At 56.6% G+C, this 20,995-nt stretch carries 12 protein-coding genes and 1 tRNA gene; 8 read left to right on the top strand and 5 right to left on the bottom strand.

Annotated features, from left to right (window positions below):
* Nucleotides 1-60: 60 nt before the first annotated feature.
* The 3 genes from YERSI8AC_RS08425 to YERSI8AC_RS08415 all read right to left on the bottom strand — a co-directional run bounded on the left by YERSI8AC_RS08425 (nt 61) and on the right by YERSI8AC_RS08415 (nt 3,274).
* A tRNA-Arg gene (locus tag YERSI8AC_RS08425) sits at nt 61-137 on the bottom strand.
* Nucleotides 138-214: 77 nt separating this feature from the next.
* The gene (locus YERSI8AC_RS08420) at nt 215-1,162 is read right to left on the bottom strand and encodes an AEC family transporter (RefSeq protein ID WP_009288312.1); all 948 of its coding nucleotides are present in this window, start codon (nt 1,160-1,162) and stop codon (nt 215-217) included.
* Between the two features lie 144 nt (nt 1,163-1,306).
* On the bottom strand, nt 1,307-3,274 hold the full coding sequence (locus YERSI8AC_RS08415) for a sensor domain-containing diguanylate cyclase (RefSeq protein WP_138800573.1): 1,968 nt from the start codon (nt 3,272-3,274) through the stop codon (nt 1,307-1,309).
* Between the two features lie 327 nt (nt 3,275-3,601).
* Here YERSI8AC_RS08415 and YERSI8AC_RS08410 point away from each other — a divergent pair, with 327 nt between their 5' ends.
* The 8 genes from YERSI8AC_RS08410 to YERSI8AC_RS08375 all read left to right on the top strand — a co-directional run bounded on the left by YERSI8AC_RS08410 (nt 3,602) and on the right by YERSI8AC_RS08375 (nt 19,180).
* Nucleotides 3,602-5,608 carry a capsular polysaccharide biosynthesis protein gene (locus YERSI8AC_RS08410; RefSeq protein ID WP_159176540.1) on the top strand — a complete coding sequence of 669 codons (2,007 nt, stop codon included), beginning with the start codon at nt 3,602-3,604 and terminating at the stop codon, nt 5,606-5,608.
* Between the two features lies 1 nt (nt 5,609).
* A complete protein-coding gene (locus tag YERSI8AC_RS08405) occupies nt 5,610-6,851 on the top strand; it encodes a capsule biosynthesis protein (RefSeq protein ID WP_159176539.1) in 1,242 nt (413 codons plus the stop codon).
* Between the two features lie 32 nt (nt 6,852-6,883).
* Nucleotides 6,884-7,681: an SDR family NAD(P)-dependent oxidoreductase gene (locus YERSI8AC_RS08400; protein WP_053857258.1), complete on the top strand. Its 798-nt coding sequence runs from the start codon at nt 6,884-6,886 to the stop codon at nt 7,679-7,681.
* Complete coding sequence (locus YERSI8AC_RS08395; RefSeq protein ID WP_159176538.1) at nt 7,674-9,284, top strand: LTA synthase family protein; 1,611 nt, start codon at nt 7,674-7,676, stop codon at nt 9,282-9,284. The genes YERSI8AC_RS08400 and YERSI8AC_RS08395 overlap by 8 nt, the downstream gene beginning before the upstream one ends.
* Nucleotides 9,281-16,723 carry a type I polyketide synthase gene (locus YERSI8AC_RS08390; protein ID WP_159176537.1) on the top strand — a complete coding sequence of 2,481 codons (7,443 nt, stop codon included), beginning with the start codon at nt 9,281-9,283 and terminating at the stop codon, nt 16,721-16,723. The genes YERSI8AC_RS08395 and YERSI8AC_RS08390 overlap by 4 nt, the downstream gene beginning before the upstream one ends.
* Nucleotides 16,720-18,042 carry an aminotransferase class I/II-fold pyridoxal phosphate-dependent enzyme gene (locus YERSI8AC_RS08385; RefSeq protein WP_159176536.1) on the top strand — a complete coding sequence of 441 codons (1,323 nt, stop codon included), beginning with the start codon at nt 16,720-16,722 and terminating at the stop codon, nt 18,040-18,042. Before YERSI8AC_RS08390 ends, YERSI8AC_RS08385 begins: the two co-directional genes overlap by 4 nt.
* A gap of 35 nt (nt 18,043-18,077) precedes the next feature.
* Nucleotides 18,078-18,599 carry a transcription/translation regulatory transformer protein RfaH gene (gene rfaH, locus YERSI8AC_RS08380; RefSeq protein ID WP_089692020.1) on the top strand — a complete coding sequence of 174 codons (522 nt, stop codon included), beginning with the start codon at nt 18,078-18,080 and terminating at the stop codon, nt 18,597-18,599.
* A 71-nt stretch (nt 18,600-18,670) separates the two neighbouring features.
* A complete protein-coding gene (locus YERSI8AC_RS08375; RefSeq protein ID WP_039860446.1) occupies nt 18,671-19,180 on the top strand; it encodes an REP-associated tyrosine transposase in 510 nt (169 codons plus the stop codon).
* A 674-nt stretch (nt 19,181-19,854) separates the two neighbouring features.
* On the opposite strand, the gene YERSI8AC_RS08370 is transcribed toward YERSI8AC_RS08375, so the two are convergent.
* Both YERSI8AC_RS08370 and YERSI8AC_RS08365 read right to left on the bottom strand, forming a co-directional pair.
* Entirely contained in the window at nt 19,855-20,094 is a 240-nt protein-coding gene (locus YERSI8AC_RS08370) for a DUF2442 domain-containing protein (RefSeq protein ID WP_022524100.1), read from the bottom strand.
* The gene (locus YERSI8AC_RS08365) at nt 20,075-20,227 is read right to left on the bottom strand and encodes a DUF4160 domain-containing protein (protein WP_350340067.1); all 153 of its coding nucleotides are present in this window, start codon (nt 20,225-20,227) and stop codon (nt 20,075-20,077) included. Before YERSI8AC_RS08365 ends, YERSI8AC_RS08370 begins: the two co-directional genes overlap by 20 nt.
* Nucleotides 20,228-20,995: the final 768 nt, after the last annotated feature.

Below are 20,995 nucleotides of genomic sequence, written 5' to 3'. Positions count from 1 at the left end.
AGTCTTTCAGAGTGTTACACATCATTTTTGGCTTTGTCAGGCCTTCTCAAAACAGCCCGTTGGCGTCCCTGGCAGGAGTCGAACCTGCGACCTGCCGCTTAGGAGGCGGCTGCTCTATCCTACTGAGCTACAGGGACTAACGTCGTCCAAACTTGCGGGCGCGTAGTATAACGCGTCAGCTTAGGCAGGGCCAACCGAGTTGCGCTATTCAACTCTATATCCAGCCGAGTAAACGCAGCGCGAAGACACCCAGCGTAACGGTAATGCTCGCCATCAGGGTGGTAATGGCGATGATATTGGCGGCCAGAGCGACATTGCCGCCTATTGCTTTGACCATTACAAAACTTGCGGCAGCGGTGGGGCTGGCAAAGAACAGAAACAGTAAGCCCAGCTGTTCGCCGGAAAAGCCCACCAACCAGGCCGCCACGGTGGAGAGCACCGGTAGTGTTACCATCTTCATCAAACTAGCGCCAAGTGCCACTTGGCTGCTGTCACGCATGCTCGACACGGAGAGCGTCGCACCAATACAAATCAGCGCCAACGGTAGTGTTAACGAGGCAAAATAGTTTCCTGAGGTAATCACCCAACTGGGCAGTGGGATCGACAGCGCGGTAAAGGGTAATGCTGCAAATACGGAAATAATGAGTGGGTTTTTCGCTACATGTTTGAGCAGGCTGCGCCAATCGGTGGATTGACCAGGTTGGTAAAATGCCAGCACGATGACCGAAAGCGCGTTATACATCACGATGACCACGCCCAGCAAAAGACTGCCCGCTGACAGGCCATAGTTACCGTACATGCCCGCCGCTAGCGCCAAACCCACTATCCCACAATTGCCGCGAAACGCGCCTTGAACGTAAATACCACGATCCTGAGGTGCTACACGGTAGCGCGCCCAGCCCCAACTGAATAAAAACTGCCCCAGCGTTGCCACAGCAAAAAACAGCATCAGCGAAACGTCCAGCGCAACGCTTAGGTCAGCTTTAATCAAACTAAGGAAGATCAGCGTGGGGAGTGTTGCTTTGAATACCAGCGCAGAAGCGGTCGAGACGAAGGCACTATCAATCCATTTCAAGCGCTTAAGGCCCAGGCCTACAAACACCATCGCAAAGACAGGCAGCGTGACATCCAGCGTGCGGGCAAACAGTTCAAGTAGGTTCACAACAGTATCTCAGTCAGCCTTGATTTTAAAAACTGGCTTCTAACGACAAGTTCAGCATCTGCTTATACTCTACTGCTGGACATGTTTTGTCGACTGCTAAGCACGCCAAGCCACTGCACAGGCTTAGAGTGCTTATATGAGAAACTATTTGGGCGAATCGAAAAGCGCCATTACGTCATCGTTATTGTGAGGCATATTGACAACTACCCCATCGCGTCCCATCCCTTTGGCTTTGTAACTACCGGCATCGGCCCGTGCCAGAACGTCAGACACATTAGAATCCTCTTCATCAAAGGTGGTAACGCCAATACTGAGTGTAACCATGTACTCTTTGCCTTCATGGGTAACAGAGATTTCCCCTACCGACTGACGCAGGGATTCAGCGATTCTCCTTGCCTGAGCCAAGGTGCAGCTGGGGAGCAGCACACCAAACTCATCTCCCCCTTGGCGCGCCACATGGTCGCTACGGCGGACTTCCCAGGCAACCACCTGAGCAATGCGGCGCAACATCTCATCGCCTAGAGCATGGCCACCTTCATCATTGATGGGTTTGAAGTGATCCAAATCAAACAACAAAAGAGCTGAAGGCGTGCTGGTTTTTTGGAAATCGGCAAAGGCTTCTTCTAGGCGGCGCTCAAAGCCCCTACGATTCAACAGGCCGGTTAACGGGTCATGTTCAGCTTCCCAGCGCTGAATGGCTTCCTGCTCCCTACGCTCGGTAATATCTTTAACTACACCCACTAAACCAAGGGTATGGCCATCTTGAGAAAGCGTGACTACCCGCGCATGTATATCTAGCCAAAGAAGTTCGTTATCACTGCGCAAAAAACGCAATTGGCGGACAAAATCACTACCGGTGCGCAGGCTATGTAGCCACATGTCTTTAGCCCCATCACGATCAGACATGTGGATCTGCTTAAGCCAAGATTCCATAGGCGAACCTGGAAGAATACCCAGCATATCGAGTAGCGCAGGGTTCATGTAAGTAATGTCACCTTTCATATTAGCGACAAACATACCCTGCGGCGCGGCATTCAGTACCGAGTCAAGAAACGCCTCGCGCTCTTGAAGATTGCCTAACAACAGCTGCCGTTCATCTTCCACTCGGTTAAAGGTGCTCGCCACCTGCTGTAGCTCTTGCATCTTGGTAGCCAAACTGACGCTCTCACGGTGCCCTAAACCCACCTCGCCAATCTGTTTCTCCAAATGCCTCAACGGTGTAAGCACTCGTCCCAACATCCACCACAGCAAAGGGAACATAAGTAAAACAAGCACAACCCATGTCCACCAAAGCTGCTTGATAAAATCTGCTAGGGGAAGTTGTGCTTGGGAAATAGGCACGTAAAGGCCAACGATCCAACCAGCAGGCCAAATCTGCGCATAAGATTGCAGCCCCATTTCCCCGCTCACAAGCCGACCTACAGCATCACCTTCCCAACCATCCAGCGCCAAATCCAGCCATGGGTTCAATGCCTTACTGGGTACAGAAGCATTAATTAATGAATTTTCAGGATGGTATAAGACTTTACCCGAGGCAGTAGCAACACCTGCATAGCCTTTTTCACCCAAGCGAACTTTAGCTAAACGGCTAAATATCCCTCCTGAATCCAAGCTAAGGACACCTCCAATAAAACCGTCAAACTCGCCTTGCTTGGTAAATCGTGGCACGCCCACTAGCACCATCGGCATACCGCTCGCACGACCGACAAAGGGCTCGCTAACATAGGGTCGGCGAATACCACGAAGCATATGAAAATACTCAAGCTCAGAGGTGTCGAGCCCTACGCGACCAACGATTGCAGGCCAATCAGCAATAACCTCACCATCACTGTTAGCAACCACAATCCCCTCAAACAAAGCTAGTAGGCTATCGTTCTGCTGCAGTTGATAGCTGATCCAGCTCGCATCCTCTGTGGTGCCAATCATTTCGCTTAAGCGTTCTAATGCTTGGAAGCGCATCTCAATTTGTTGGGTCACCTCATCAGCAAGTAGAGTGGCTTCATAGCGCAAGTGCGACATATTAGTCTCTTGCACCATAGTCTTTCCGACTTGCCACGCCATACCCAGCACCAACGCGATCAGCAACAGCAAAGTAAAGGAGAGCCCCAGCAAAAGGCGCCCCTTCAAGGAACTGAAAGAAAATAGATTCTTTAGCAGACAGGCAAAGCGCACCGACTATCCTTTTTATGCATACTTTACTTTAATTCCAGATCCTAGAGAACGGTATTAAGGGCACATAGAGTAAGCGAATCTACCAAAAAAGTGACAACCATGCGCGTTGAATAAATCAAACTTAAGGTAATTTTTTTTATCATGCAAATAGTTGCTATGCATCGAAAAAATAGTGAGTACTCACAACGCCTGAATTGATAACCCCCTCCAATTAACGTATGTTCGCCCGCCTACCCCTAATCCTGTTACCTCAAAGCGGCCTCATGTATGGCGAAACGAACGGCAGGTTACACGTCCCCAGGTATTCGCAAGCTGGCTACCTTGCCTGCGCTACTGCCCGAATTTGACCAATTCGTCCGAATAAGCTCCCTTAAAAAGATGCCCGAGGCAGTGATTGGATGGGGATTAAAACCCACCAGCGTAAGCGCTAGGCAGTATGCCCAACGCCATCAACTGATCTATATCGCATTAGAAGATGGCTTTTTACGCTCGTTAGGGCTAGGCGTAAATGGCTTTCAGCCGCACAGTTTGGTAGTCGATGAGACCGGCATTTATTACGACGCCTCACGCCCTTCTGATTTGGAAAACTGGCTCAACACAGCCAGTTTCAACAATGAAGAGTTAGAGCAGGCTGAACGATGCATGGCATTGATCGCTCGCTATCGGCTCTCCAAATATAACCACTCCCCCGATCAGCCGATTAACGATGCCAGCCGGGCGAGTGTATTAGTGGTCGACCAAACCGCTGGGGATGCTTCAATTCACTATGGGGGCGCTAGCGCTAGTAGCTTCAACCAGATGCTTGAGGCGGCATTAGCAGAGCACCCCGACGCCGAGATATTAGTCAAGATCCATCCTGACGTTATCGCGGGTAAAAAACAGGGCCACCTACTTAACGCCGCAGACCACCCGCGCTGCAGGGTCATCGGTGAAGACCTCAACCCCTGGGCGCTATTTGACCAGGTTGACCACGTTTACGTCGTGACCAGCCAGCTCGGCTTTGAAGCACTGCTGGCCGGAAAGCAGGTGCACTGCTTTGGTATTCCGTTTTATGCAGGTTGGGGGCTTACCCATGATCAACTGCCCTGCCACCGCCGTCGTGTAAAGCGCACCTTAGTTGAGGTCTTTGCCGCCGCCTATTTACGCTATTGCCGCTACGCTAATCCTTACACTCAGCAGCCTGCCACGCTGGAAGAGACCATTGCCTTGATCGCCGATCAAAGGCGCCAGCAGGAGCGCTATCGGGGAAGCTGGCGAGCATGCGGGTTCTCTACTTGGAAGCGTCGCTTTATTGGCGACTTTCTAGGCGCCTTCGCACGCGTGAACTATCAAGCGAAGCTTCCCGAGAGCGAGCAGCCCGATGAACGGCTGCTGGTATGGTCAAGCCGTATTGATGCAGACTTTAAATGCCAGCACGCCCAACACATGGAGAAGCTATGGCGCATGGAAGATGGGTTCATTCGTTCAGTGGGGCTGGGAGTCGATCTTACTCAGCCGTTGTCGCTGGTGATTGATTCACAGGGTATCTACTACGACCCCAGCCAACCCAGTGATTTAGAGACTCTGCTCAATAGCGCCCCCTTTAGCGACGACCTGCTGCAACGTGCGCTGCAGTTACGTAAGCGATTAGTGGCGCTCAAACTCTCCAAGTACAACGTACGTGGAAAGTCGGGGATCGAACTACCCAAAGGGCGTTACACCATACTGGTGCCTGGCCAAGTAGAGAGCGACGCCTCGATTGCCACCGGCTCGCCGCACATTAACACCAATAGCGGGCTGTTAAGGGCAGTGCGGGAAGCACATCCAGATGCCTTTATTGTCTATAAAGCCCATCCCGATGTATTGAGCGGTGCGCGTGTCGGAGCACTCGATACCGATGCCAAACGCCTGTATGATCTAGACGCCAGCGATATCGACATCGCAACCCTTTTAGAGCGCGTCAATGCAGTACATACGATGAGCTCTTTAACCGGCTTTGAAGCACTTTTGCGCAAACGAGAAGTCAGCACCTACGGCCTACCGTTTTATGCTGGCTGGGGCTTAACTCAGGATGCGCTTAGCTGCCCACGCCGTACGCGTTCACTCTCGCTGGATGCCTTGGTCGCCGGCACCCTGATTCTCTATCCCGGCTATGTAGACCCAACGACTCGCCAGCTATGCAATGCTGAAACCGTCGTCAGCCTGTTGGAACAGGCAAGAGCACACAAAAACACCCTTACATGGAAACAGCATCTCTACCGCTGTTATCGTAATTTGTTGATCGGAAGGCATTGAGTTGAAGCATCAGAAGCGTGCATTCTTATTTTTGCAGGGCGTTTGCTCACCTTTTTACCAGCGCTTAGCCAAGCGCCTGGTGAACGATGGGCACCGTGTCGTTAAGGTCAACTTCAATGCGGGCGATATCGCCTACTGGCAGCGCACCCACGGCCAAAGCCATCTGTTTCGTGGCCCTACTGCTGAACTACCTGGCTATATCAAGTCACTCTGGCAGCGGTACTCGATCACCGACCAAGTAGTATTTGGTGATCGTCGCCCGATTCATCGCCCAGCAGTGGATAACGCCGCCGCGGCCGGTATACGCACCCACGTATTTGAAGAGGGCTACTTTCGCCCGTTCTGGATCACACTGGAGCGCGAAGGCGTTAACGGCCACTCGCTACTGCCCCGTGACCCAAGTTGGTTTTATGAAACCGGCAAAGCACTACCCGAACTACCCGCCCCTGTGCGTTTTCGCTCCTCGTTTAAAATTCGCGCCATGCACGATGTGGGTTACCACTTGGCCGGGCTAGCCAATCCGCTGGTTGCGCCGCACTACCGCAATCACGCGCCGATCACCGCGCCGGTCGAGTACGCGGGCTACCTGAAGCGCTTTGCTCAGTTAAAAGCCGCTTGGAAAAAACGCGATGCCGAACGCATCAAAGCGTTGATCGAAAGTGGCCGCCCCTACTTTATGCTGCCGCTGCAGCTAAATAGCGATGCGCAAATTCGCGATCACTCTCCCTACGCCAATATGCAGGAAGTGATGGACGATGTGATGGCCTCGTTCGCCAAACACGCGCCCAGCGATTCTCAGCTGTGTATTAAGAACCATCCTTTGGATATGGGCTTGGTCAATTACCCCAAGATCATCAAGCAGCTTGCCGAACGCCATGGTCTGCAAGGGCGCATCGTCTATCTAGAGTCTGGGGATCTCAACGCCCTGCTCAAACACGCCAAGGGCAATGTCACCGTTAACAGCACCGTGGGCATCGTTTCACTGGAGAAGAACTGCCCCACCTACGCGCTTAGCGACCCGATCTATAATCTGGATGGGCTAACCTATCAAGGTGACTTAGCGGATTTTTGGCAGCAGCCGCAGCCGCCTAACAGCGAGCTATTTGGTTATTTTCAAAAGACCGTGATGCATGCCGTTCAAGTTAACGGTGGCTACTACTGCCAGCCCGGTATCGATTTAGCCGTGGATAACGCCGCCCGCATACTAGAAGCCTGCCCATCGCCGTTGGAGAAGCTTCTGTGAACGTTGTTGTGAAAGAAGCTGCAAAAGAGGCTGTGAGCCCATCTCTACACTCACGCTGCGTGCTGATCACTGGCGCCACCGGCGCGATTGGGGGCGCCTTGGCAAACGCCTATGCCGATCCCAGCACCCACCTGGTATTGCACGGACGCCAGCAGGAGAAGCTAGAGGCGCTTGCCACCACTTGCCGCCAAAAAGGTGCCCAGGTCACTCTCTCAACCATCAATCTAACCGATGACCACGCCCTGAAAAGCTGGCTAGCCGAAGTCTGCGCCCAACAGGTACCGGACATTTTGATTGCCAATGCGGGCAAAAACACCCACCCCCAAGGGCCTGATATCTTAGAGCCCTGGGCAGACGTGCAGGCGCTGTTGGATATCAACCTGAAAACCCCCATCGCCATGGTGCAACACCTAGTGCCAGCCATGCAGACCCGCGGCAGCGGCCAGCTGGTGCTGATTAGCTCCCTTGCTGCCTGGCACGGTTTACCGACCACCCCCAGCTATAGCGCCAGCAAGGCGGGTATTAAAGCCTATGGCGAAGGGTTGCGTGGCCTACTCGCGCCCCATGGCATTGGCGTAACGGTGGTTATGCCCGGCTATGTTACCTCACCGATGTGCGAGGCCATGCCCGGCCCCAAACCCTGGGAGTGGCCGCCCGAACGCGCGGCCAAGGTCATTAAACGCGGTATCGCCGCAAACCGTGCGCGCATCAGCTTCCCCTTCCCACTTAATTTTGGCACCTGGTGGCTGGCGGTACTGCCCGCAGGGGTTTCGCAATGGTTGATCGAGCGACTGGGCTTCAACCACTCAGGAGACACACCCCATGATTAGCGCGCTGATATGGCCGCTACTCGTGGGGCTATTGATCATTGGTCTGTTTGAAGCCCTGCTTAGCCCTCGGCCGCGCCCATTTTGGCAGCGTGGAGTAGCGGCCAATAGTGTCCACCTTGGCTCATGGCTTCTACTTTTCGGGCTGCTGGTATTGTTACTCCAGCGCCCCTGGTTTGCGGTGATGGTGTGTCTCTCGCTGCAACTAGTCGTAGTACAGTCGAGCAACGCCAAATCGCATACGCTCAACGAGCCGTTTATCTGCCATGACTTTGAATACTTCTGGGACGCTATCCTGCACCCGCGCCTTTACGTGCCCTTTTTCGGCGTAGGTTTGGCGATTGCCGCCAGCAGCGCCGCCGTAGTGGCAATTGGTGGATTCTTTTACTGGGAAGGGTCGCTGGTCACTAGCGAGGGCGCCAACCGCTTTCTAACCAATGCGCTGGGATTAATAGCCTTGGGCTCGCTGCTGCTTGCTGTTAGTGTCCGCAGGCTGCCCGCCATCGTCTTACAGCCCATAGACGACATGCACCGTTTAGGGCTTTTCGCTAGCCTATGGTCCTACGGCGTGGCGCTAATGCGCGCTCCCGTTCCGACGCCAGAGCAATCGCCCTTCCACGCTTTAACACCGGTAGCGAGCGCGCATCAGGGCAAACAGCCACTGCCCAACGTGGTGCTGGTGCAGAGTGAATCGTTTTTCGACCCTCGGCCCTGGTGTGAAGAGGTCGATGCCAGCCTGCTTCACCATTTCGACATCACTCGCGCAAACGCCACCCTGCATGGCGCATTAAACGTGCCCGCCTGGGGTGCCAATACAGTGCGTACCGAGTGCGCGGTATTAACGGGCATTGCACCCGACCACTGGGGCATTCGCCAGTTCAACCCTTACCGCACGCTTGCCCGCCATCCAATGCCCAGTTTAGCGAGCGCGCTAAAAGCGGCAGGCTATCGCACGGTTTGTGTGCATCCGTACCTGGCGAGCTTCTATTTTCGTCACAAGGTGATCCCCCAATTAGGCTTTGACCACTTTATAGATATCAATGCCTTCCAGAGCAGCGACAAAAACGGTCAATACGTTAGTGACCAGGCAGTGGCACGAAAAATTGGACGGCTGCTTGAAGATGACGATAATAGACCGCTATTTGTATTTGTTATCACCATGGAAAATCACGGCCCGCTACATTTAGAAGCACCGAACCAAGCAACGTTAGCCGATACGCTGCCCGGCGCTCCTTGGCCGTTACCCGATCATCTGCGTGACTTAGCGGTCTATTTGCAGCATTTGAGTGAATCCGACAAGATGTTGGTAAGCGTTAAAAATTCGCTGAATACTGCAAAGCGACCGGGCCTGCTAGGCTGGTATGGGGATCATGTTCCCATTCTTCCTGAGGCGTATGCACACTTCACGCCGCCTGATGGCCGCACTCCCTACATGGTATGGTCAACAGAGAGTTGGGTAACAGCAGGGGTAGGGGCAGCAAACGCTTACGAGCCATTTGAGCTAGCCGCAAACGAACTTGGTGTCCAGTTATTCAAACAGGTGTTTGGACACGATATAAGTAGCGATGTGATCAAGGTAGAACCAGAACCTCAGGAGCAAGAATGACTAAACGCGTTGCCATCATCGGCGCCGCCCATCGTTTCCCCGGCACCACCCCTGAAACGTTCTGGCAGGATCTGCAAGCCGAAAAAGATTTAGTGACTGAAGTGGCCGCTGACCGCTGGAGCCACGACGTTTTTATGCACCCGGATAAGCGCCACCCGGGTACCAGCGTGACCTTTGCCGCCGGTAGCCTGGGCGATATCAGCGGGTTTGACGCTGAGTTTTTTGGTATTTCGCCTCGTGAAGCGGCCAATATGGATCCTCAGCAGCGCATGCTTCTAGAGCTCGCCTGGGAAGCCATGGAAGATGCCAGCATTCTGCCCAGCTCCCTGCGCGGCAGCCAGTGCGGGGTATTTTTGGGCGTGGCCAGCCTCGACTACTCTTATCGCATCGCGGACGATATGGCAGCGATTGATGCCTCCACCGCTACTGGCAACACCTCCAGCATCGCCTCGAATCGATTGTCTTACGTGTTTGACCTGCACGGCCCCAGCATGTCGCTGGATACTGCCTGCTCGTCCTCCATGGTGGCCTTTCACCAGGCCTGCCAATCGATTCGCAGTGGCGAAACCAGTATGGCGCTGGCGGGCGGCATCAGCCTGCACCTGCACCCCTATGGCTTTATCATCTTCTCTAAAGCCAGCATGCTTTCACCCACTGGCCGCTGTCAGGTATTCGATGAAGCGGGTAACGGCTATGTGCGCTCGGAAGGCGGTGGCATTTTCCTGCTTAAGGATTACGACCAAGCGGTAGCCGACGGCGACAATATTATTGCCGTAGTAGCAGGCTCCGCGGTGAACACAGACGGTCACAAATCTGGCCTAACGGTGCCTAACCCAAGCGCCCAAATTGATCTAATGAAGCGCGCCTATGAACAGGCGGGCATCTCGCCGGATGAAATCGACTACCTGGAAGCCCACGGCACCGGCACCGCCGTTGGCGACCCGATTGAAACCCGTGCGATTGGTGAAGCACTCGGCCAGCAGCGCAAAACGCCGCTGCTGATTGGCTCGGTAAAGAGCAACCTGGGCCACCTGGAAACCGCTTCCGGCGTAGCGGGTCTGGCCAAGGCGCTCTACAGCATTCAGCACCGCGAAGTCCCGGCCACGATTGGCATCCGCAAACTCAATCCGCGCATTAAGTTTGATGAGTGGAACATCTCAGTGGTCACCAAAGGCCAGCCGCTGAAAAAACAAGGCCGTCTGGTTATCGGCGTGAACTCCTTTGGGTTTGGCGGGGCCAACGCCCACGTTATTTTGGAAAGCCCGCCTGAACGGGTCAAACCTGAAACGCAGGCGCCAGACTCACCGCTACCGATTCACCTTAGCGCCCGCAGTGAAGCCGCGCTCAGCCAAAGCGCCGAAACGCTCGCCAACTACCTGCGCGAGAACGACTTACGCGAAAGTAGCGACATCAGCCTGTATGACATCGCTTATACGCTGTTCCACCACCGTGACCGGCATAGCCATGGCGCACTGCTGTTTGCACAAACGGCTGAAGAAGCCGCCACGCAACTCAGCGAGTTTGCCGCGGGTGAAACCAACAGCGTTACCACACTCGAGCGCTTGCCCGACGCAGTAGGCCCAGTGTTTGTTTATGATGGCAACGGCTGCCAGTGGGAAACCATGGGGCACGATCTGCTCAGCGATTCGCCGGTTTTCGCCGCGGCGATTGATCGAGTCGACGCACTCTTTCAGCAGCACGGGGATTTCTCGTTACGCGCCGAACTGGAAGGCCGCAATGGGGAGAACCGTTTCCCGCTAACTGAAATCGCCCAGCCAGCGCTGTTTGCACTGCAGGTGGCATTAACTGAGTGGCTGCACGACCAAGGCATTACGCCCACGGCAGTATTCGGTCACAGCGTAGGTGAAGTGGCCGCCGCCTGGGCCTGCGGTGCGTTGAGTCTGGAAGATGCGGTCAAAGTGATTTACTACCGCAGCGACTACCAGGGTAAAACCCGTGGCCTTGGCGAAATGACCGCGGTGGCCATGAGCGCTGACGACATCGCCGCGTGGCTAGAAAAGCCCGAGTTCAATCAGGTATGCCTGGCAGGTATTAACAGCCCGAAAGGCATTACGCTGGCGGGAGATAGCCAACAGCTAAGCGCTTTGGAAGCCGCCCTAGGCGAGCAGGATGTTTTTGCCAAACGCCTGCCCCTGGACTACGCCTTCCACAGCCCCGCGATGGACAGCATCCAAGCTGGGGTCATTGACGCGCTGGCCGATATTACCCCGAGTGCCACGCAGATTCCCTACTACTCCACCGTTACCGGTAAGCTGAGTGACGGGCTTGAGCTGGATGCCACCTACTGGTGGAAAAACATTCGTGAGCCGGTGCTGTTTGAAGCCGTCGCTAGCGCGCTGATCGAACAAGGCAATAACGTCTTTGTAGAGATTGGCGCCCACCCCATTCTACGCCGCTACCTCAATGAGTCACTGCGCCAACTGGAGCGACCAGGGTTGGTATTCGGCACCATTGAGCGCCACAAGCCCGGCCTTGAAGGTTTGCAACGTAGCCTAAGCCAACTACTGCTGAGTGGTCTTAACCTGACTAGCAGCCACTTCCCGGTGGTCGGTCAGCGTGTGCCGCTACCGCGCTATGCCTGGCAGCGCAGCCACCATTGGGTACACGGCACCAATGACGGCCAAGGCCTGCTGTCACGCTATTATCAGCACCCACTGCTGGGCTACCCGTTAGCGCAGCACGAACACACCTGGGAGAGCCAGCTCGACACCCAACGCCAGCCCTGGTTGGCCGACCATGTGGTGGGCGAAGGCGCGGTGTTCCCCGGTGCCGGTTTTGTGGAACTGACGCTGGCGGCGGCGCTGCAGCTAAAAGACAGCCCGTTGCTGGATCTCGAAGAGTTGGAAATCCGTGCCCCGCTGCTGCTGGACGGCCCCTATGGCCGCACCATGCGGCTTAGCTACCTACCGGAAGATGGCCGCCTGGAGATCCACTCCCGCGAACCTGCCACCGGGGTAGAGTGGCAGTTGAATGCCGTGGCCCGCACCATGCGTGAAAGCCGTGGTTTCCTGCTCAACCGCACAGCGCCGGTGATGCCTACTCGTGCCCCGGACTACACGCTGGAAGATCACCTGCAGATGGCTGAGCGTATTGGCCTTCACTATGGCCCTGCCTTTCAGGCTATCTCCAGGGGCTGGATTGACGGCGATGCAGTGATTGGTGAAATAGCCCTGTCGGATGAAGTCCAGGCGCAGCTCAGCACATTGCACGTGCACCCCGGCATTCTGGATAGTGCCTTCCAGATGTTTATCCCACTGCTCGCGCAACATAGTGAGTTTGCCACCCAGCTCGCCTTTGTGCCGGTTCGCGTGGAACGTATTCAAGTGAATGCCCAGGCAGGCGTGCCGGTTCTCGCCCGCGCCGTGATGGGTAAACGCGCACCGCACTCCTTTACCGCCGATTTCGAGCTGTATGACGCCGCCGGTAACGCCGTTGCAGTACTGAGCAAAACCCGCTTCAAAGCGATTCGACTCAACCGCGCCCATCATCAGCACTTCAGCTATTTGGATGTTGAACTGACGCCGGCGCCGCTACACGCAGAACCGCTGGCACTACCTGCCGATGCGCTTGCTCGTCTTGCAGATATCGCCAGCGTTTACGGCGAAAGCACCGGCCAGCGTTACGGCAACGAAGTCGCCCCTCTGCTCGATAGCCTTAGCGAAGCCTTTGCTCAGCAGGGTCTCGGCGTCGATAGCGAAGAAGCACAGCACTCGCCGGACGTTATCTGGCAACTGCTGGTGCAAGACTACCCCGACTACTTTGCGCCCATTCACCTGGTGGGCCGATTAGGGCTTCACCAACAGGCGCTGCGTAGCGGCACAAGTGACCTGGAAACCCTGGGCATTAGCCACGACCACTTGGCGCGATTAAACCGTGTGTTAGTGGGCGAAAGCGGCTGGCAAGCGTTGGCAGGCGAGTTAGCCGAGTTAATAGATGCGCTAATCGCAGAGCTCCCCGCCGGGCAGCGTTTGCAACTGCTCGAAGCAGGCCCCAGCGCGCCAGCGTTGGGCGAACGCCTACTGGAACGCAGCGCTCAAGCGCTGTATCACGACCTTACCCATTACCGCGTGATCACCACCCTCGACAGCACGCGCCATCAGGCAGAACAGCTGCAAGAGCGTTTCCCGCTGATGGATATGCAGCACCTTGGCCAAAACGAGGTTGCTGCGCTAACCGCCCCCATCGGTGTTGAAAAGGCTCAATTGGCGTTTGTAAGCGTGGATATCACCCACCCGGCCGCCACGCGTCAGTTAATCGAAGCATTACCTGAGCAACTCGCCCCTGGCGCCCAGGTCATGCTGATTGGTATCGCCCCAAGTCGCTGGCTGGATGATCTGCTGGCCACGCCCGGCATCGATCAAACCGCCTTGGAGCAAGATACGCTCATTAGCTGGCTAAACGACCAAGGCTTTGTGGTCTCCGCGCCGATGGCGCTGGAAGAGAGCGACAGCGGCGCCTACCTGCTCCACGCCCACTACCCGTTAGCAGCGGCAGACGACGAGTCCAATACGGCCCAACGGCGTCACTTGGTGGTCGCCGACCACAACAGTGAAGCGCTGGCGGCCAATCTGGTCGAGGCACTGCAATCGCAAGGCGCTTCCGCGCTGCTCAGCGTTAGCCAGAGTGCGCCTGCTGAGCTGCTGGCTCATGCACTGTCTCAACCTGCATTGGCTCAACCTGAAATGGCCCAAGCCGCACCTGATAATCAGGGCGAGCTAACCCTCAATGTGATTGACCTGCGTGGTTTGGGCGCGAATAGCACTGAAGCGCAAACCGCCCGCTGTAATCACGCTTTGCAGTGGACGCTAGCCTTAGAGCAGCACTCGTTTGCTGCCTCTTTGTGGTTGGTGACCAACGGGGTAAGCGCTCTATGGCAGACAACGTCACCCGCCAGCGCGACAGACGCCCCTGGCGATGCCGTGCTGTGGGGTTTTGGCCGCTCGCTAGCCAACGAAGCCGTCGGCCATAGCGTCTATCTACTGGATATACCTGCAGCGGTCAGCGAGCCTGCGTTACACGCCTGGGCCACCCTACTGACTCAACCAGATAGCGAAAACGAAGCGCTGATCGATAACCAGGGCCATCGCTTTGCGACGAGGCTGCGCACCCTGCCCGCGCCGCACCCAGCTGCGGAAGGGCAAACTAATGAGCAGACTAAGCAGCCGCATCAGGCGATGTCACTGGGCTTTGCCATGCCCGGCCAGCTGCGCCAATTAACCTGGCGCCCGCGCCCGTTGCCACAAGTCAGTGCCGACGAGGTGGAAATCAGTGTTAAGGCCACCGGGCTTAACTTCCGCGATGTGATGTACACCCTGGGTTTGCTCTCCGATGAAGCGATAGAGAACGGCTTCGCCGGCCCTACCCTCGGCCTTGAGTTTTCAGGCGTGGTGAAGGCCGTGGGCAGCAACGTCACCCACGTGGCGCCTGGGCAAGCCGTGGTCGGCTTCGGCCCTGCCAGCTTTAGCGACAAGGTCATTGCCAACCAGCACGCCGTTGCAGCACTGCCGGAAGGCATTAGCTTTGCCGCCGCGGCGACGATTCCGACGACCTTCTTCACGGTCTACTACGCGCTCAAGCATCTGGCGCGAGTCGAACCTGGCGAAAAAATCCTGATTCACGGCGCCGCGGGCGGCGTGGGCATTGCAGCGCTGCAAATCGCCCAGTGGCTGGGAGCGGAAATTTACGCCACGGTGGGCTCCGAAGAGAAGCGCGACTTCCTGCGTCTGATGGGCATCAAGCAACTCTATGACTCGCGCTCGCTCACCTTCGCCGAAGAAATCCTGGAAGACACCCAGGGCGAAGGCGTGGATGTGGTGCTCAACTCCCTGGCCGGGGAAGCGATCAACCAGAACCTGCGCGCCCTGCGCCCGTTCGGCCGCTTCCTGGAGCTGGGCAAACGCGATTTCTACGAAAACACTCATATTGGCCTGCGCCCGTTCCGCAATAACCTCAGCTACTTCGGTATCGACTCCGACCAGCTAATGAAGGTGCAGCCTGCGCTGACACAACGCCTGTTTGGCGAGATGATGGCGCTATTTAACGACGGTACCTTAAGCCCGCTGCCGTTTACCTCGTTTAGCCACACCCAGGTAATCGACGCCTTCCGCTATATGCAGCAGGCGCGCCAGATCGGCAAAGTGGTAGTGACCTATGAACAACCCATAGCGCCACCCAAGAACGAGGTGTTGGGCACGGCAGCGATGCAGCTCTCCGCAGATGCCAGCTACCTGGTCACCGGCGGCCTGGGTGGCTTTGGGTTAAGAACTGCTCAGTGGCTGGTAGAGAAAGGCGCGCGGCAGTTGATCCTGCTCAGCCGCAGCGGCCCCACCAGTGAAGAGGCTCAGGCAGCCATTGCGTCGTTTGAACAGCAAGGCGTTACGGTACTCGCCGTCGCCTGCGATATTACCGACCGCACTGCGCTGGCCGATGTGCTGGAGCGCGCCAAGGGTGAACTAGCACCGCTGCGGGGCATTGTGCACGCCGCCACGGTGATCGACGACGGTTTGATTCGCAACCTGGATGCCGAGCGCATTCAGAAAGTGTTAGCGCCCAAAATCGATGGCGCCCGCCACCTGGACGCACTCACCCGCGAGGCGGAACTGGAGTTCTTCGTGCTCTACTCATCGGCCACCACCCTGTTCGGCAACCCCGGCCAGGCCAACTACGTGGCCGCCAACCACTGGCTGGAAGCGTTCGCCGCCAATCGCCGTGCCGCGGGTTTACCAGCCACCTGCGTACGCTGGGGCGCCATTGAGGATGTCGGCTTCCTGGCTCGTAACACCCGCACCCGTGATGCGCTGCAAGAGCGCCTGGGCGGTTCCGCGCTACGCTCGGATGACGCGCTGAAAGTGCTTGAGCAGATGCTGCTGGCCCCTGGGCCAAGCCTAGGTGTGCTGGAACTAGAGTGGGGCGCGCTTGCTCGCTTCCTACCCACTGCCGAAGCGCCGCGCTTTAACGAAATTGCCCGCGCCAGCGACGACGACGGCAGCGCGGATGCAGATGATGACATCAGCGCCCTGCTCGCCGACCTCTCACCCGAGGAGCTGCACAGCACGGTCACCGATCTACTGCGCGCCGAGCTGGCCAGCATTCTGCTGATTGATGAAGAGAAGCTCGATATTCACCGCTCGGTCTACGATATGGGCTTCGACTCCCTGATGGGCGTTGAGCTAATGACCGCTATCGAGAACCGCTTGGGCGTTCAGGTGTCAGTGATGGTGCTCAGTGAAGCATCGACACTCGACAAACTGGCGGGCGTGCTGATTCAGAAAATGCATCAGCACGACGATGTTGAAGACGCTCCGCAAGATGCGATAGCCTCACTGGCCGCACAACATGGCACTGAAGATTTAGGCCCTGAAGGGTTCACCACTGAGCCTACGTCCGCTTCCTCATCACCCGCGACTGAGACTCCATGACCGCCAAGCGCTCTGAACTGAAACAGCAATTGTTGGAACAAGCACGCCGGCGTACTACGCCGCGTGCTGCCAGCGCCACGCCCTCTTCCAATGGGCAAGGCGGAGAACAACGCACGGTGCCCGAGCGCTTCACGCGCTTTGATGCCCAGCCGGGCTATCAGCAAATCGCCATGATGCGCCAGGCCGCCGATCAGCTGGGCCTGGTCGACCCATTCTTCAAGGTCCACGAAGGCACCGCCGGGGCGACCAGCGTGATCAATGGGCAGACCTGCATCAACTTTGCCAGCTACAACTACCTCGGCTTCTCAGGCGACCCGCGCATTAATCAAGCCGCCTGCGATGCCGTGGCGCGTTACGGCACCTCGGTTTCCGCCAGCCGCGTGGTCTCCGGCGAACGGCCTATCCACCAAGAGCTGGAGCAGGCCCTGGCCACTGCCTACGACGTTGAAGATGCAGTGGTATTTGTGAGCGGTCACGCCACCAATGTCTCCACGCTGGGACACCTGCTGGGCCCTAAAGATTTAGTGCTCCACGACGAGTATATCCATAACAGCTCGTTGGTTGGCGCGCAGCTTTCCGGCGCCAAGCGCATGTCGTTTAGCCATAACGACACCGGCGCGCTGGAAGCACTGCTGGCCCGGCATCGGCATCAGTTTGAACGCGTGCTGGTGGTAATCGAAGGGCTCTACAGCATGGATGGCGACATCCCTGAGCTGCCGCGTTTTATCGAACTGAAGCAACGCTATCAAGCCTGGCTGATGGTCGATGAAGCCCACTCCTTTGGGGTCATGGGCGACACCGGCCTGGGGCTGCGCGAGTATTTCGATATCGACCCGCGCGACGTGGATATCTGGATGGGCACCATGAGCAAAACCATGGCAGGCTGCGGCGGCTATATCGCAGGCAGCAAGCCGCTGGTGGAAACACTACGCTACCTGGCCCCCGGCTTTCTCTACAGCGTGGGCATGCCCGCCCAAGTCGCCGCCCCCTCGCTAGCCGCGCTGCAGCTGATGCAGCAAGAACCCGAACGGGTTCAGCGCCTGCATGCTGTTTCGCGCTACTTTCTTGAACAGGCCACTGCCCGCGGCTTGGATACCGGCAAAAGCATCGGTGCCGCGGTCGTACCGGTGATTATTGGCAGCTCCGCGGCGGCTGCCCGGCTTTCTAACGCATTGTTAGAACAGCACATCAACGTACAGCCGATTCTGCACCCAGCGGTACCCGAAAAAAGCGCACGGCTGCGCTTCTTTCTCTCCTGTGAGCATACCCAGGCGCACATTGACCAAACGCTTGATGCACTCACCGCGCTGCTGCCATAATTTTGTAACGCTTTTCCAGACGCAAGGATGATGGCATGGATGTTTACAATGACCAGGAGGGCGCAGCAACGCCCGCCTGGTACGTTATTCAGTGCAAAGGGGGCGAATCATTTCGCGCTGCCGAACACCTCGCCAACCAAGGTTATGAGGTATTTCACCCTGTCCTGAAGAGCCAACGCAAGCGCCAGGGAAAGCTCACCACGGTGACCGAGCCGCTCTTCCCCTACTACCTGTTTATCTGTTTGGATCAGTTGGTCAGCAACTGGCGTCCGATTCGCTCTACTCGCGGGGTGCTACGCCTGCTGACCTTCGGTGACAGGCCCGTCGCCGTGCCCTCACAGCTTGTCGAGACCCTACGCGCTCAGCCGCACAGCAAGGAAGGGATTCACACCTACTTCAGCGCTGGCGAGAAAGTCACCATCACCGACGGCCCCTTCAAAGACCTGGAAGCCATCTTCACCCGCCTTAAAGGCGAAGAGCGCGCCATCGTCCTGCTCAACGTGCTCAACCGGCCACAGCACCTTGAAGTACCACTCGCTACTTTAAGCAAGTCGTAGCTCCCCACACAGCCAATAACAATGCGCTACAATGGGCCTTCATAACCCAATTATTTTGCATGGAGGCACGGGTGGCAACCTATCGACGCGCGCATGTTCCTGGCGGCTGCTACTTTTTTACAGTCGTCACCTACGCACGACAACCCCTGTTGGCGGATCGTCTCAATATTGAAGCCCTTGGTCGTGCCTTCCGCACAGTTCGAGAAGAGCGCCCCTTCGTAATGGATGCGTTCGTACTTCTCCCCGACCACCTCCACTGCCTCTGGAGACTGCCTGAAGGCGACGCGGACTACTCCTCACGCTGGCGGGATATCAAAAAATACGCCTCACAGGAATTCTTCTTCCCGCCCGGTACCCATAACGCCTGGCAGCGCGGCTTCTGGGAACACGTCATTCGTGATGAAAACGACTGGCAACGCCATATGGATTACATCCATTACAACCCCGTCAAACACGGCTGGTCTAGAGCGCCCCGCGACTGGGAATGGTCAAGCTTTCAACAATGCGTACAAAAAGGCTGGTACACCCCCGACTGGGGCACCCAACAAGCTCCCGATGTCGCCGAAATGGATTGGGAGTGATGGCGAAAACTCCGGCACCGCTTCGCGCTGCTTCCGCGGGTGCGCTTCGCTTACCACGCGCTACTAAATCTCGCATGCACATTGAGGTGAGGATTCCACCGGAATTGAGTGATTGTCGTAGCGCGTGGTAACGAGCAAGCGAGTTCAGCGAGCGTTTCGAGGCACCCGCGGGAGGCGTCGGAACGACGCCCAATAGCACCGAACCATCATCGCCTACACGGGCCAAACCCGGCACCGCTTCGCGCTGCTTTCGCGGGTGCGCTTCGCTTACCACGCGCTACTAAATCTCGCATGCACATTGAGGTGGGGATGCCACCGGAATCGAGTGATTGTCGTAGCGCGTGGTAACGAGAAAGCGAGCTCAGCGAGCGTTTCGAGGCACCCGCGGGAGGCGGCGGGACGACGCCCGGTGGCACCCAACCATCATCGCCTACACAGGCCAACCCCGGCACCGCTTCGCGCTGCTTCCGCGGGTGCGCTTCGCTTACCACGCGCTACTAAATCTCGCATGCACATTGAGGTGGGGATGCCACCGGAATCGAGTGACTGTCGTAGCGCGTGGTAACGAGAAAGCGAGTTCAGCGAGCGTTTCGAGGCACCCGCGGGTGGCGGCGGAACGACGCCCAGTGGCACCCCAACCTTCCTACATGGGCCAACCCCGGCACCGCTTCGCTCTACGCTACCTTTTGAGAGTGAGTTTCCAGCATTGCAGCAATGCTCAAGTGGTAATCAATATCCGGCCATTCAATACCGGTGGCGTCACAAATAAACAGGTAATGCCGCAAGACCTTCACAGAGGCCTGCTCAAGTTCTGGATACCAGCTCATAGGCGTTGAAATGCGCCGCCCATCACTCAATTCGACATGAAGATAATGGTCGTCAAAATGGACTTCTTTACCTGATAAACCAGTCATTCCACACCTCCAAAAATTCCTGTCTATGCAAACTTACTAGCTCAAGACACTCCTTGAGCTCCTGTTTCTTTAGTGACGAATAAATTACCACACTAGTCTCAGTCTCAATTTTAGCCCAGCCTCCTGCCTTCATCACATGCACATGTGGCGGAGGATGTTCATTTGCATAGAAAAAGAATTTGAAACCTTTTTCATTAAGTAGAGTTGGCACTTCATTATCTCTTGCAGTGATGCTAGAAGCATACCAACCCCCTTGCACATCGTCACTTATAAGCCTAAGCGAATACGGCTCTCCAACACATTCACAGCCAACTACATTATTGCTTCAACATCACCATCTCACCAACCCCGGCACCGCTGCGCGATGCATCCGCGGGTGCGCTTCGCTTACCACGCGCTACTAGATCTCGCATGCACATGAAGGTGGGGTGCCACCGGAATCGAGCGATTGTCGTAGCGCGAGGTAACGAGAAAGCGAATTCAGCGAGCGTTTCGAGGCACCCGCGGGAGGCGTCGGGACGACGCCCGGTGGCACCCAACCATCATCGCCTACACAGGTCAACCCCGGCACCGCTTCGCGATGCTTTCGCGGGTGCGCTTCGCTTACCACGCGCTACTAAATCTCGCATGCACATTGAGGTGGGGATGCCACCGGAATCGAGTGATTGCCCCCGTAGCGCGGGGTAACGAGAAAGCGAGTTCAGCGAGCGTTTCGAGGCACCCGCGGGAGGCGGCGGAACGACGCCCAATGGCACCGAACCATCATCACCTACGCGGGCCAGCTGCGCGCTGCTCCCGCGGGTGCGCTTCGCTTACCACGCGCTACTAGATCTCGCATGCACATGAAGGTGGGGATGCCACCGGAATCGAGTGATTGTCGTAGCGCGTGGTAACGAGAAAG

Source organism: Halomonas sp. 113 (assembly GCF_904067645.1).
GTDB lineage: Bacteria > Pseudomonadota > Gammaproteobacteria > Pseudomonadales > Halomonadaceae > Vreelandella > Vreelandella titanicae.
Note: the sequence above shows the minus strand (reverse complement) of the source record. Positions and strands in the feature narration are given on the sequence as shown.